The 14,294-nt window shown below is 62.9% G+C and carries 6 protein-coding genes; all 6 read left to right on the top strand.

Features of this window, described 5'->3' with window-relative positions:
• Nucleotides 1-306: 306 nt before the first annotated feature.
• The 6 genes from CXQ81_RS22030 to CXQ81_RS22005 all read left to right on the top strand — a co-directional run bounded on the left by CXQ81_RS22030 (nt 307) and on the right by CXQ81_RS22005 (nt 13,647).
• Nucleotides 307-1,719 (top strand): TolC family outer membrane protein, encoded by a 1,413-nt coding sequence (locus CXQ81_RS22030; protein WP_101339462.1) that lies wholly within the window; start codon nt 307-309, stop codon nt 1,717-1,719.
• A gap of 132 nt (nt 1,720-1,851) precedes the next feature.
• Nucleotides 1,852-3,990, top strand: coding sequence for a type I secretion system permease/ATPase (locus tag CXQ81_RS22025; protein WP_101338546.1), 2,139 nt, complete (start codon nt 1,852-1,854; stop codon nt 3,988-3,990).
• Nucleotides 3,991-4,082: 92 nt separating this feature from the next.
• Complete coding sequence (locus tag CXQ81_RS22020) at nt 4,083-5,510, top strand: HlyD family type I secretion periplasmic adaptor subunit (protein ID WP_101338545.1); 1,428 nt, start codon at nt 4,083-4,085, stop codon at nt 5,508-5,510.
• A gap of 72 nt (nt 5,511-5,582) precedes the next feature.
• Nucleotides 5,583-6,197 (top strand): hypothetical protein, encoded by a 615-nt coding sequence (locus CXQ81_RS22015; protein WP_101338544.1) that lies wholly within the window; start codon nt 5,583-5,585, stop codon nt 6,195-6,197.
• A gap of 869 nt (nt 6,198-7,066) precedes the next feature.
• The gene (locus tag CXQ81_RS22010) at nt 7,067-12,886 is read left to right on the top strand and encodes a S8 family serine peptidase (protein ID WP_101339461.1); all 5,820 of its coding nucleotides are present in this window, start codon (nt 7,067-7,069) and stop codon (nt 12,884-12,886) included.
• A 389-nt stretch (nt 12,887-13,275) separates the two neighbouring features.
• A complete protein-coding gene (locus CXQ81_RS22005) occupies nt 13,276-13,647 on the top strand; it encodes a DUF6124 family protein (RefSeq protein WP_101338543.1) in 372 nt (123 codons plus the stop codon).
• Nucleotides 13,648-14,294: the final 647 nt, after the last annotated feature.

Below are 14,294 nucleotides of genomic sequence, written 5' to 3'. Positions count from 1 at the left end.
CAGCGGTCAGGGCAGGTGTGAGCCGGCAACGTGTCCCGGTCAGAGACTGGGCAACCAGGTTGCGCTCAGGTGCTGGGCAGATTTGCGGGGGCGAAGCATGCGGGGTTTGAGCTGGTCGATAAATAAGACGATTCTGGTTTTTTGTAGGCCAAAGCCAGGGGGGATTCGGTTTTATCTGATCCGAGGCCTGAGAAAATGATGGCTAGTAGCCATAATTGTCGCTTGTGACAGCCTTGGTCACGGCGTAGGATGCGCGCCCTGATCAGCCTGGCTGAACCGTTTTACCCGAATGCGACATGGATTGTTATGACTCACTCCCCCCGTTTTTTCTCGCCGTTGCTCATCCTGGCAATGGCGACGATGCCGGCTTTCGCCGATCCCGGTGCCCAGCGTGCCGAGCTGCTGCAGGTTTACCGCCAGGCCGTCGAGCATGACGCCCAGCTGTCCGCGGCGCGCCACGAGTACCAGGCCCAGCGCGAAAGCGTCCCCCAGGCCCGGGCCGGTTTGCTCCCTACACTCAATGCCGGCAGCACCGTGGAGTCGGTGCGCCTGGAGCGGGATGAGCCCGGCCTGACCCGCACGCGCAGCACCAGGGTATTCCAGGCCAATCTCAACCAGCCGCTGTTTCGTGCCGATCGCTGGTTTCAACTGGAAGCCGCCCATGCCAGCACCGCCCAGGCCGAGCTTGAATTGGGCGCGAAGGAGCAGGGGCTGGTGCTGACCACGGCCCAGGCCTATTTCGAAACCTTGCGCGCCCTGGACCTGCTCGCCGCCTCCAAGGCCGAGGAAGCGGCGCTCAAGCGCCAGCAGCAACAGGCCCAGGCCCGCCTGGAAAACGGGGCCTCGAGCATCACCGATGTGCTCGACGCCCAGGCCGCCCATGACAACGCCGGGGCCAATCGCAAACTCGCCGAGCGCAAGGTCGACGATGCCTTCGAGGCCTTGTCCCGCCTGACCCGCCAGGACTATTCGACGATCGAAGGCATTCAGCATCAACTGCCGGTGGAGCTGCCGGTGCCCAACGATGCCAACGAATGGGTCAGCCGCGCGGTGCGCCAGAACCTGGCGTTGCAGGCCAGCAGCTACGCGGTGCTGGCCGCCGAACAGACCCACCGCCAGCGCAAGGCCGGTTATGCGCCGACCGTCGATGCGGTGGTGTCCTGGCGCAAAGGTGAAAACGACAGCTTCGGCTACAGCAACCCCACCGATTTCGGACGGGATGGCTATCGGGGCAATGTCACGCAAAGCAGCATCGGCCTGGAGCTGAATATTCCGCTGTACTCCGGCGGCATGACCCGCTCGCAGGTGCGCGAGGCGACCGAGCGGCTGGCCCAGAGTGAAGACGAGCGCGAGGACCGTCGCCGTGAAGTGGTGCAGAACACGCGCAATTTCTACCGCGCGGTGAATTCCGATATCGAGCAGGTCATTGCCCGGCGGCAGACGATTCGTTCCGGCCAGGCCTCGGTCAAGGCCAATCAGGTAGGGCGGGACCTGGGCTCGCGTAACACCGCGGATGTGCTCAATGCCCAGCGTCAGCTGTACAGCGCGGTGCGTGAGTACAACAACGCGCGCTACGACTACATCATCGACACCCTCAAGCTCAAGCAGGCGGCGGGAACCCTGAGCCCGAAGGACCTGAGCGATCTGGCGATGTACCTGACGAAAGACTACGACGCCGATCGGGATTTCCTGCCACCGCAGGAGCGCAAGGCGCTCTGACGGGCAGCTCATACAGCTGAGTGAAATAAATCTCAATCAATGATGTCGTATTGATACTAATTGTTTCTTGTTTGATATAACATCTTGAAATATTAGGACTTTACGGCCGAAACGCGGCATGCATGGAAGCTTATGAGCGAACAAGGAAGGGGCGCCGAGTCGCCCACGCCGGACACTGGCCTGGTCTGTCTGGTGATGCTGGCCCGGTTTCATTCGGTGGCGGCGTCCGCCGAGCAACTGGCCCATGAATTCGCTCCAGAGAACCAGCCGTTCACCCAGCGCGAACTGCTGCTCGCCGCCCGCAAGCTGGGGCTCAGGGCCAAGTCGGTCAGCACTTCCATCGCGCGCCTGGAGCGCACGCCATTGCCGGCGATCGCGGCCGATGGCGACGGCACATTCTTCATCATCGCCAAGCTGGATCAGGGCCAGGCGCTGATCCAGGACCCGCGTGCGGACCGGCCTGAGGTGATCTCCTTCGAGGCCCTGGCCGCGCGCTGGACCGGCAAGCTGGTGCTGCTGCGTTCCGAAGCCGGGTTGCCGGGGGAAACCTCGCGGTTCGACTTCACCTGGTTCATTCCCGCCATCGTCAAATACCGCAAGTTGCTGGGCGAAGTGCTGCTGGTGTCCTTTGCCCTGCAGCTGTTTGCCCTGGTGACGCCATTGTTTTTCCAGGTGGTGATGGACAAGGTGCTGGTGCACCACGGGCTGACCACCCTGGATGTCATCGCCGCCGGGTTGCTGGGCATCATGCTGTTCGAGTCGGCCTTGAGCGGCTTGCGCAGCTACGTGTTCGCCCATACCGCCAGCCGTATCGATGTGGAGCTGGGCTCGCGCTTGTTCCGCCATCTGATCAACCTGCCGCTGGCGTATTTCCAGGCGCGCCGGGTCGGCGATTCGGTGGCCAGGGTGCGTGAGCTGGAGAACATCCGCAGCTTCCTGACCGGCAACGCCATTACCTTGTTGCTGGATGTGCTGTTCTCGCTGGTGTTCATCCTGGTGATGTTTTACTACAGCGGCTGGCTGACCCTGGTGGTGCTGTTGTCGCTGCCGCTGTACGTGCTGGTCTCGCTGTTTGTCACCCCGCTGTTGCGCGCCCGCTTGCAGGACAGCTTCACCCGCGGCGCGGAGAACCAGGCGTTCCTGGTGGAGACGGTGAACGGCATCGACACGGTGAAATCCATGGCCGTCGAGCCCCAGGCGATTCGCAAGTGGGACAACCAGATGGCCGCCTATGTCGCGGCCGGGTTCAAGACCCAGACCTTGTCCACCATCGCCAACGAGAGCGTGTCGCTGATCGGCAAGCTGGTCACGGTGGCGACCCTCTGGCTGGGCGCGCGGTTGGTGATCGACGGACAGCTTTCGGTGGGCGAACTGATCGCCTTCAACATGCTGGCCGGCCGGGTCAGCGGCCCGATCATGCGCCTGGCGCAGTTGTGGACCAGCTTCCAGCAAACCGGTGTTTCGGTGCAGCGCCTGGGCGATATCCTCAACACCCGTACCGAGCTTTCCCAGGCCACCCGCAGCGCCTTGCCGCCGCTCAGGGGGCAGATCGAATTCGACCAGGTGCATTTCCGTTATCGCGCCGACGGCTCGGAGATCCTGCGTGGGATCAACCTGCAGATCGCCGCCGGCGAGGTGATTGGCGTGGTGGGGCGTTCCGGCTCGGGCAAAAGCACGCTGACACGCCTGCTCCAGCGCCTGTACGTGCCCGAGCGTGGGCGGGTGCTGGTGGACGGCATGGACCTGGCGCTGGCGGACGTGTCCTCGCTGCGCCGGCAGATCGGCGTGGTGTTGCAGGACAACATGCTGTTCAACCGCAGCATCCGCGAAAACATCGCCCTGAGCGATCCGGGCGCGCCGCTGGAAACGGTGATGCATGCCGCCAGCATGGCCGGGGCCCACGAATTCATCCTGGAGTTGCCCGAAGGCTACGACACCATGGTCGGGGAGCATGGCACCTCGCTGTCCGGCGGCCAGCGGCAACGCATCGCCATCGCCCGGGCCTTGATCGGCAACCCACGGATCCTGATTTTCGACGAGGCCACCAGTGCGCTGGACTACGAGTCCGAACGGATCATCCAGCAGAACATGCAAAGCATCTGCGCCGGGCGCACGGTGATCATCATCGCTCACCGGTTGTCGGCGGTCCGCGATGCCAATCGCATCCTGGTGGTCGACCGCGGGCAGATCGTCGAGCAGGGCAACCATGCCGAACTGCTGGCGCACCAGGCCGGCCACTATTCGCGTCTGCACCGCATGCAGCAGGGCTGAACAGCGCCCGATTCACAGGTTATTTGTTCGGCCAACGCCCTCGCCGCAGGGGGCGGGGCTGGATGCCATCCGGATTCAAGGACCGATTGCCCATGAGCGCCACTCCTTCGTTATTGCAGCGCTACCGCGACGCCTGGCAGCACGCCTGGCGCCAGCGCAAAAGCATGGACAGCGTGCAGCGCCTGCCCCATGAGGCGCAGTTTTTGCCCGCCGCCCTGGAGTTGCAGGACACCCCCGTGCACCCGGCGCCGCGGATCTTTATCTGGAGCATCCTCGGCTTTGCCGTGCTGGCCCTGTTGTGGGCCTTTATCGGCAAGATCGAAGTGGTGGCGGTCGCGCCGGGCAAGATCGTGCCCAATGGCAAGACCAAGCTGATTCAGTCCAGCGAAACGGCGGTGGTCAGGGCGATCCACGTCAGTGACGGCCAGGCGGTGAAAGTCGGCGAACTGCTGGTGGAACTCGACCCGACGGCGGCGGATGCCGACGTCAGGCGGATCCAGAGCGAGCTGCTGGCGGCCCGCGTCGACAGCGCCCGTGGCGCGGCCATGCTCGATGCGATCAACCAGCAACAGCCGCCGGCATCGCTGCTCGGCCCGCTTGCCAACGCCGGCGCCAACGCCAACCCGGAGCAGGTGCAGAGCGCCCAGCGCTGGTTGCAGGGGCAGTACCAGGAGTACCGCAGCAACCTGGAGCTGGTGGACGCGGAAATCCTCCAGCGCAGCGCCGAAATCCAGTCGGCCCAGGCCCAGGTGGCCAGCCTGCGGCAAACGGTGCCGATCGCCACGCAATTGGCCGAGGACTACCGGCGGCTGCTGGAGCAACAGTACGTGGCGCGCCATGAGTACCTGGAAAAGGAGCAGGCGCGCCTCGACCTGCTGCGCCAGCTGAGCGTGCAGCAGGCCAGTGTCTTGCAGTCCACCGCCGCCCAGGCTGAAGCGCGGCGCCGGCGCGAAGGCGTGGTGGCGCAGAACCGCCGGGCCATGCTCGACCTGCAACAGGAAGCCAATCAGAAAGCCGCGAGCCTGGTCCAGGAACTGGCCAAGGCCCGTTACCAGGAAACCCTGACCAGCCTCAAGGCCCCGGTGGACGGCACCGTGCAACAACTGGCGATCCACACCGTCGGCGGCGTGGTCACCCCGGCCCAGCCGCTGATGGTCATCGTGCCCGCCGACCAACCGGTCGAAGTCGAAGCGATGCTGGAAAACAAGGACGTGGGCTTCGTCCGCGCTGGCCAGCCGGTCACGGTGAAAGTGGAAACCTTCACCTTCACCAAATACGGCACCGTCGACGGCGAGGTGCTGAATGTCTCGAACGACGCCATCGAAGATGAGAAGCGCGGACCGATCTACAGCAGCCGCATTCGCCTGAAGTCCGATCACCTGATGGTCAATGGCCAACGCGTGGCGCTGTCGCCGGGCATGTCGATCACCGCGGAAGTGAAGACCGACCAGCGCCGGGTGATCGACTACTTCCTGAGCCCCTTGCAACAGCATGTGGATGAGAGTCTGCGCGAGCGCTAGGACGGTTGAAGTGAAGTTCCCGGCGTATCGCCAGGCATCAATGATTTTTTCAGTGTGTGGGGAGTAACCGGTATGGCCAGATCCGTAAGTCGAAGTCTGTATTGGCTTGGTGCGGCAGCGGCAGTCGTGCTGCTTCTGTACTCCTTGCTGCCAACCACGCAAGACAGCCCCTATATGAAACTTCATTCAACGGGGGATGGCAGTGTTTTTACCGGGTGTGAGTTTTCATCCATCAAGCACGACGTGCCTGCCTTTCGATTCGCCATGAGTCCGCAGGCCTGTCGCCTGGTGCGTTATGACGGCAGCAGCGGCATCGAATTCACCCTCGAGTATCCAACGGCAGAGGTGGTCAGCGACGACGCCAAGGGCAGCCGTTACCCGATAGCCTTGTTTATCGAGCGTATCTCCATGGAAGGCTTCGACGCCGACAGGCACCTGCGCGGGAAGCATCCCGTGGCGCTGGCGGATGGGGTCGAGGGTTATGAGGTCGGTGGTTTCCAGGAGCGCAAGTTCACAGGGAAAGACGGTGTCTCGGTGTATGTCTCGGACTATGTGGCGACGGTCCGGGCGAACCGCCTGTATGGCAGCGGATTATGGGTTTTCTACCAATACCCAAAGGAACTTACGGATGTAAGGGCAGTGGACGATTTTGTTCTCGGTGCCCTCGGTAAGGTAATAGTGAAATAAGGAAATAGAGCGTGGCACTGGTAACCTTTAATGAAGCACAGTTACAAGAATTGCAGCGTCTCTCGGATAAGAAAGATTATCCGGGAGCCTATGGCTATATACGCGATGTGGTCGCGGGTGAAATTGCCAAAGGTAACAGGCCCGAGGACATGGCCGACCTGCAGGCGGTAGCGACTTGGTTGACGACGGCCAAAGCCATCAACTCGAATGATCGCAGCAACTTTCTGACCGATCTGGTTCGCGGGTCGATCCAGTACTCGGTAGCGAAAACCGGGCGCCCACTCAGTGATGACGCCTTCCAGGTTGTCTCCGACAAACTTGCCATCGATACCATCAGCAATGTGCTGAAAGGCGGCGGTGTGACCTCGGCCAACATCGTCACGGTTCTTGAAACCAAAGGCATGGTCAAGGAGCTGAAGCTGGAAGCCTGGCAATGGCCCGGTGCGATTGCCGATATGCTGCCGCCGCCTTTTGGCATGGGCCGTGACTTCATCGAGGTTTCGGGGGCGACCAAGACCGAGACTGCGCTCAATATCATGAGCTCCATGGTGTCCAACATGGCCGGCCTCGAGCGGGTGATCAACAGGGATTCGGTGCTCGATGCCAGCCCAACCTGGAAGCTCTGGCGCGAACTCAACAGCTTCATGGCGGATAACCGCTACCGGCTGTTCGAAGGTGGCACAGGGGCAACGCCGGAAAAGGACCTGATCAATATCACGATCAACCCATCCCCCCAACCCCAACAACACATCCAGGGAGAAAGCAAAGCCCAGCAGGACGTCGCCAACGGTTATATCCAGAACGCCGCGACGCACAATATCTTTGCCGTCGGCGGCATTCTCAACAAAACCGACTTCACCTCGACCCAGATGGCCAGCCTGGCCTCGGGCGGTATTCGTCCCGGTGAGATGCAGCTCGACCCCAATGCCCGGCCCAACACCTACCTGTCGAATTTCTACCAGGCCCCGGACAGCACCAAGCCGGACTTCAGCCTGCGCAATGCCGTGACCCTGAACGGTCTGTCGGCCATGACCACCTTCAACACCTACGTCGATCCGCTGCTGCTGGACCTGACCGGCAACGGCGTGCACATGACCGACATCCGTGACGGCGTGCTGTTCGACACCGACCACAGCGGCACGCTCAAGCGCAGCGGCTGGGCCGATCGCAGCACCGGCATGCTGGTGATCGACGATGGCAGCGGCCAGATCAAGGACGTCAGCCAGATGTTCTCCGAGTACTACGGCGGCAAGGCCGGCGTGAATGGCGCGGCGGGCGAGGCGAAGTTCAAGGACGGTTTTGCCGCCCTGGCCAGCGAGGATGGCAACAAGGACGGCGTGATCGATCAGCGTGATCCGATCTGGAGCAAGCTGCGGGTCTGGGTCGACGGCACCCATGACGCGAAAGTCGATGCCGGCGAACTCAAGACCCTGGCCGAGCTGGGCATCACCCAGATCAACGTGCGGGCCGCGGCGTCCACTCAAACCGAAGTGCGGGACGGCAACCGGGTGCTCGCCACCGGTTCCTTCACCATCAACGGCAAGAGCCAGGAAGCGCTGGCGGTGGATTTCCTCGGTGACCCGGTCAGCAACACCTTGAGCGCCCAGGGCGCGGGCACCAAGGTGACCTCGACCAGCAACGGCATCACCACCACCGCCTATGCCAGCCAGAGCACCACGGGCGAAACCCTGGACGCCGCGCAGCTGGGCGTGGGCAACCTGTACGGCGGCAGCGGCAACGACACGCTGATCGCCGCGCCGGCCGGTGGCTGGCTGGTGGGTGGCGGCGGCAGCAACACCTATGTCGGCGGCAAGGGCGACGATGTGTTTGTGGTCAGCGCCTCGGATGACATGAAGAACCTCCACGGCAACGGCGGCCACGATACGGCGATCGTCGTCGGCGACAAAGGCGTGGTGTTGAACATGGCCCAGGCCGGCCTGACCATCGCCCAGGGTGGCAGCGGCGACGACACCCTGATCAGCGGCGGCAGCGGCAGCGCCTTCATCAAGGGCGGCTCCGGCAATTCGACCCTGGTGGGCGGTGGCGGCAGCGACGTGCTGGTCGGTGGCAGCGGCCACAACACCATCATCGGCGGCAGCGGCAAGGCGGTAATCTACGCCGGGCCCCAGGGCGACGTGATCTACGCCGCCGAAGGCGGCAGCATCATTCACGCCGGTGGCGGCGCCGACCGGATTTTCGGTGGCGCGGGCAATGACGTGATCGAAGTCGGCCATGGCAACGCGACCATCGACGGCGACGGCGGGATCAACCTGGTGACGCTGCATGGCAACCATGGCGACTACCGCATCACCCGCACCGCCAGCGGCTATGAAGTGGCCGACAAGGTCGCCGGGCGCGACGGTACGGTGACCCTGAAAAACATCCAGAAGCTGAATTTCTCGGATATCTCGGCGGTCGATCTGCAGACCCCCAACGCCATGCCGGTGGCCGACGTGCTGAGCCTCGATAAGGACGGCAAGGCCTTCAACCGGACCCAGCCTCACCTGATTGCCGCACAGAGCCTGCTGGCCAACGATCAACACCTCAACAGCCAGGGCGCGCTGCGCATCGCCAACGTCGGCGACGCGGTTGGCGGCTCTGTCAGCCTCACGGCCCAGGGCGACGTGCTCTTCACTCCGGATGCCCGCTACACCGGCCTGCTCAGCTTCAAGTACGGCGTGGTCGATGCCGCCGGCAACCTGTCGGCTTCGGTGGTGGACCTGAGCAGCGGGCAGACCGCGCCGATGCGCGCCGGGGTGACCTTGCTGACCCCGGAAGTGCCGCTGGACCCCTTGGCGGCCCAGGAGTGGTACCTGAGCGATACCAACGTGCTGCCGGTCTGGCAGGACTACACCGGCAAGGGCGTGCGCATCGGCCAGTTCGAGCCGGGCGGCCAGTTCGCCACCGCGCCCGAGATCTTCGACATCGCCCACCCGGACCTGGCCGCCAACGTTGACCAGGCCTGGCTGCAGACCCAGCAGAGCAACGGCAGCTTGCCGGGCCTGGTGTCCAACCACGCCACCATGGTGGCGGGGGTGATGGTCGCGGCCAAGAATGGTACGGGCGGAGTAGGGGTGGCCTACGGCGCGACGCTGGGCGGCTACTACCTGGCCAACAGCGGCGCCGACCTCGCCGGGCTGGGGCACATGGTCAGCTTCGACATTGCCAACAACAGCTGGGGCTTCACCAACGATTTCGCCCTCAGCAGCTTCCAGGACGGCTTCGTCAACACCGCCACGGCGCTGAGCATGAATGCCCAGTACGCCGCGAGTAACGGTCGCGGTGGCCTGGGCACGATCATTGTCGCGGCTGGCGGCAACAGCCGCGCGACCGGTGGCAATGCCCAGGGCTCCTTGACCAACAACAACCGTTTCTCGGTGGAAGTCGGCGCGATCAATGCCCAGGGCGACTTGTCGACCCTGCAGATCGGCTCCTCGCCGTTCTCCAACCCGGGCGCCAGCCTGCTGGTGTCGGCGCCGGGCAGCAACGTGGTGTCCACCAGCCATATGCTGGAAACCGACCGTGGCTCGACCTTCGGCAACGACTACACCAGCATGCAGGGCACCAGCTTTGCCGCGCCGATCGTCTCCGGCATCGTCGCGCTGATGCTCGAGGCCAACCCGAACCTGGGCTACCGCGACGTGCAGCAGATCCTCGCGTTGTCGGCGCGCAAGATCAACGATCCGTCCAGCCAGTGGAGCGACAACGCCGCCCACAATTGGAACGGCGGCGGCATGCATACCAGTAACGACTACGGCTTCGGCGAAGTCGATGCGCGGGCCGCGGTGCGCTTGGCCGAAGCCTGGATGACCCAGAGCACCGGCGCCAACGAGTATGTCTACAGCGCCTCCAGCGGCGCCCTGGGCAAGAACCTGGCGGCGGGGGGCACGCTGAGCACGTCCATCGCCATGAATGCCGGCCTCAATGTCGAGCACGTCGAGATCGATTTCGACGCCCAGGTGGGCCGCCTTGGCGACCTGACGCTCAAGCTGATCTCGCCCGACGGCACCCAGAGCGTCCTGCTCAACCGCCAGGGCAAGGTGCCGGACGGCATGCCGGGGGCGAGCGCCACGGACCTTGGCAGCACGCAGTCGGGATCGTTCAAATACACCTTCATGACGACCCATGACTTCGGCGAGCGCTCGGCGGGCAACTGGACCTTGCAGGTGAGCGATTCGGCTTCCGGCCTGCCGGTCACGCTCAATGCCTGGTCGCTGCGTTTGTACGGCAGCAAGAGCACCCCGGACGACACCTACTTCTACACCGACGAATACCTCAAGTCGGTGGTCGGGCATGCCAACCGTGGCGTCCTGGACGACGCGGTCAACGGTGTCGCGGGCGGGCGCAATACCCTCAACGCGGCGGCCGTTTCCGGAGATAGCTCGGTCAACCTGTTGACCGGTGTCGCCAGCCTCGGCGGCGCGGCGTTGACGGTGAAAAATCCGGCGAGCATTCAGAACATCGTCACCGGCGACGGCAACGATGTGCTGGTGGCTGGCAATGCCGATGCCTTGCTCGACGGTGGGCGTGGCAACAACAGCCTGACGGGGGGCGCGGGCAAGGACTTCTTTGTGGTCCATCGCCGCGATGGCGGCAGCGATGTCATCAGCCACTTCGAGGCTGCCCGTGGCGAGATCATCGACCTGGTGGGGTTTGCCGGGAAGAAGTTCACCGACCTGGTGCTCAGCCAGCAAGGTGCGGACGTCAAGATCGACCTGGCCAAGGGCCAGAGCATTGTCCTGAAGAACCAGTCGCTGGCCGGGATCGGCGCGGCGAACTTCAAGTTCCAGGACACCTTTGTCGCCCCGACGGCCTACGTCAACAGCGACGCCTCGGCGGTCAAGCCGCAGGAAGGCCTGGGCACCGTGCTGCTCAACGGCGGCGGCAAGGGCGTGATGTACAGCAGCGACGCCCAGGGCAAGATGGTCGCTTCGCTGAGCGGCACCATCTACAGCCATGACAGCGCGACTTCGGATGTGTTCGTGGTGGCGGCCCAGTCGGGCGTCAAGGACTACAACAACGCCCTGCGCGGCTTCCGTCATGGCATCGACAAGATCGACCTGCGCCAGACCGGAGTGACCGATTTCAGCCAGCTGACCATCGAGCACAAGAATCGCGCGACCCTCAACGGCCTGACGCAGATTCACGGGGTGTATGTGACGCGTACCGGCGCCCAGGGCGCCGACTCGAACGTCAACCTGCTGTACCTGGATGCGCTGGATGTGGCGCAGGTCAGCGCCTCGGACTTCATCTTCGCCGAGCATGCACCGCAGGTGGTGGCGCCAGTCGGCCCGGTGGTGGCTCCGGTGGAACAGCCGACGGTGACTGTACCGGGTACGCTGACGCCAATTGTCGAGCGTCCTGGTGTCGACAAGCCTGTCGTGGTGCCGCCGCTGCCGCCTGTCGATCTGCATCCGACCGTCAGCGTTCCAGTGGTCGATCCGGTGCTGAAACCTTCGGTGACGATCCCGGACATCACCCTGCCGGAACACAAGACGATCGAGCAGATCCTCGCCGAACGGGGTATCGACCTGAACCCGAAAGTGCCGGAACACAAGACCATCGACCAGATCCTGGCCGAGCGTGGCGGCAATCAGGGGCCGACGGTTCCCGAGCGCAAGACTATCGAGCAGATTCTCGCCGAGCGCGGCATCGGTTCGCTGCAGCCTTCGAAGCTGCCGGATATCGGCCCGGTCGGACGCGATCAAGGGGGACGCACGCCGGTGGATGTGCCGAGCCCGCGGCCGATTGTGATTCCCGATATCCCGGTGGTCGATACCAGCCATCGCGACCTGGATATTGTGAGTCGCCCGCGGGTTACTGTGCCCGATTTCCCGACGGCGTCGGACCCGCGGTTCAAGTTCGATGATCCGGTGCCATCGGTGACTGACACCGAGGATTTCTCGTTCGCGTCGATCCGCGACAGAATCCGTTCGCGTCCGACACCCACCACCGTGGACCCGGTGACCAGCTCGTCGCGCGACCCGCTCACGTTGAGCCCGTTGCCGAGCGTCGATCCCGCGCCCGTGGCCAGCGATCCCAACACCATGACGGTCAAGGGCTTCTTCGCCAACGTCAGCCTGGGCGACGAAAGCAAGACCATCAACGTCGAGGCCTCGAGCGCCAAGCTGGTGGCCGGCAACGGTGACAACAAGGTCAACGTGACGGGCAGCCGCGCCGAGATCACCCTGGGCAACGGCAACAACGTGATCGCCGGCGACATCAACAAGCTCACGGTCGGCCATGGCAACAACAGCATCACCGACAGCGGCTCCTTCGCCACGGTGAAGCTGGGCGATGGCAACAACAAGGTGCTGGTCAGCGGCAGCATGCCCACCGTGGAAGTCGGGCACGGGGTCAACGACCTCGAGTTCAGCGGCAGCATGGGCCAGCTGGTGTTCGGCCAGGACATCAGCCCCGAACGCCTGTGGTTCCAGCACGAAGGACAGGACCTGCAGATCTCGGTGATCGGCAGCCAACAGGAGGTCACGCTGCACAACTGGTACGCCGCGACCCCCGAGCGTCCACGGGACATCATGACCGGCGACCGTCACCGCTTGCTGGGCAACGATGTGGAAAACCTGGTCCAGGCCATGGCGGCGTTCGCGCCGGCAGCCCCGGCGACCATGACCTTCGGCGCGGCCGAGCAACAGGCCTTGCAACCTGTGCTGGCGGCCAACTGGACGTGACCGAGTAACTTGACTCACTAACAGGGCCCGCGATGGAGATCGCGGGCCTTTCTCGTTATTGGTTGGGAGTGGGCGGGTAGATAAGCCGTCGTTAATCCCTGGATACAAACAGGCGCTGCTTTCAGGTTGCACGGCAAAGGGCGCGACGTTAACCCTCGCCCGTCGCTGCAAAATCAGCGACCGGGTTTGGCAGCCCGATGTTGCGCAAGGCGCCACCTTCAGCGAGGCGCTTTTTTTTCGGCCTACGCTTTCTATGGTGGCCGTGCGTAGGGCGCATTCGTGCGCGCCGGGTTCCTGGTGCTCCGGTCTACCAACCTGCGTACGGCCGCCACCCTTTCGTTTGGTAGCGATGGTGACGGCTCCTGAAGGATGCACTGGGAGTCAATTTCATGAAGAAAATCGTTCCTGATCCACCCGTCATGGCAGACAGCTTCTCTAGCGCCAAAATGGACCCTGCCAAATTCGAAAGCGCAGCCCACAAGGCCATCAACCACTACCTGTTCCCTACCGCAAACGATATCCCCGTTCCTCACACCCGCCCGGGAAAGCTGTTCCGTGTGGACCCCAACCTGAGTACCGAAGAAGCACTGAGCAACGCTTGCGAAATCCTCGAGTCCGCAGCAAGCGCCACCCATCAATCCACCGAAGACATGCCTGCGACCAGCCGCAAGGTGGTATTGGCAGGCGTGCGGTTGATCGAGATGGCTCAGGTGTTGGTGGAGGCGGTGTTGGAGAGGGAGGAGGGGAGAAGTTGTAGGTAGCCGTGAAAGAGCCCCGCGGATGCGGGGCTTTTTATAGGGAGAGCTAAGTGTCTAGGCGGTAGTTTTTTAGCTGATAGTCATATGTCTAGAAACTTGAGTTTGTCTGCTCTCGGCCGTAAGTGGACGTTCGCAAGCAGCCGCATCCGGCCAGAAGCGGACAACGGCAAGCGACCGCTAGCGGCCAAAGGAGTCGTTCGAATGTGCTCGGATCAAAGGCGTTTCTGAGCGCAATAGCAGTTGCCCAAATATCATTTAGCTGTCCAAGCATCCAGCGTGGATGGAATGCCAGTAACAGAGGTGGATTGAGCCATAGTAGCGTTGCGCCTCTACGATCCCAATCGGGTGAATGTGCAATGGAGCAGTGAAATGAATTTTGTAGAACGCTTGAACGCAATGTCAGCGAAGGTCAATCAACTTCAGCCAAAAGCGTAGGATTGGCACTCTGATACAAGTAGTTCGTATTACGTAAATTATGGCTCCACTATAGAAATTTAGGCAGAGCCGCTTTTTCCGGACGCCTGGATCCCGTTAGCCGCATTCAATGTTCAGATAGTCTTTTACCCTGAGCATTGAAGCTAAGCATTATGTAGCTCAGGACTAACAGCAGATTTTGCCTTTTTTTGTGATCGAAAGAACCTCAACAGCTC

It is taken from the genome of Pseudomonas sp. 09C 129, from assembly GCF_002843625.1.
Classification (GTDB): domain Bacteria; phylum Pseudomonadota; class Gammaproteobacteria; order Pseudomonadales; family Pseudomonadaceae; genus Aquipseudomonas; species Aquipseudomonas chlororaphis.
This window is presented reverse-complemented; position numbering and strand designations above follow the sequence as displayed.

Bases quoted from the DNA above. Each gene is read 5' to 3' on its own strand.
- CXQ81_RS22030 (WP_101339462.1), top strand. From the start codon at position 307: ATGACTCACTCCCCCCGTTTTTTCTCGCCGTTGCTCATCCTGGCAATG.
- CXQ81_RS22025 (WP_101338546.1), top strand. From the start codon at position 1,852: ATGAGCGAACAAGGAAGGGGCGCCGAGTCGCCCACGCCGGACACTGGC.
- CXQ81_RS22020 (WP_101338545.1), top strand. From the start codon at position 4,083: ATGAGCGCCACTCCTTCGTTATTGCAGCGCTACCGCGACGCCTGGCAG.
- CXQ81_RS22015 (WP_101338544.1), top strand. From the start codon at position 5,583: ATGGCCAGATCCGTAAGTCGAAGTCTGTATTGGCTTGGTGCGGCAGCG.
- CXQ81_RS22010 (WP_101339461.1), top strand. From the start codon at position 7,067: ATGGCCAGCCTGGCCTCGGGCGGTATTCGTCCCGGTGAGATGCAGCTC.
- CXQ81_RS22005 (WP_101338543.1), top strand. From the start codon at position 13,276: ATGAAGAAAATCGTTCCTGATCCACCCGTCATGGCAGACAGCTTCTCT.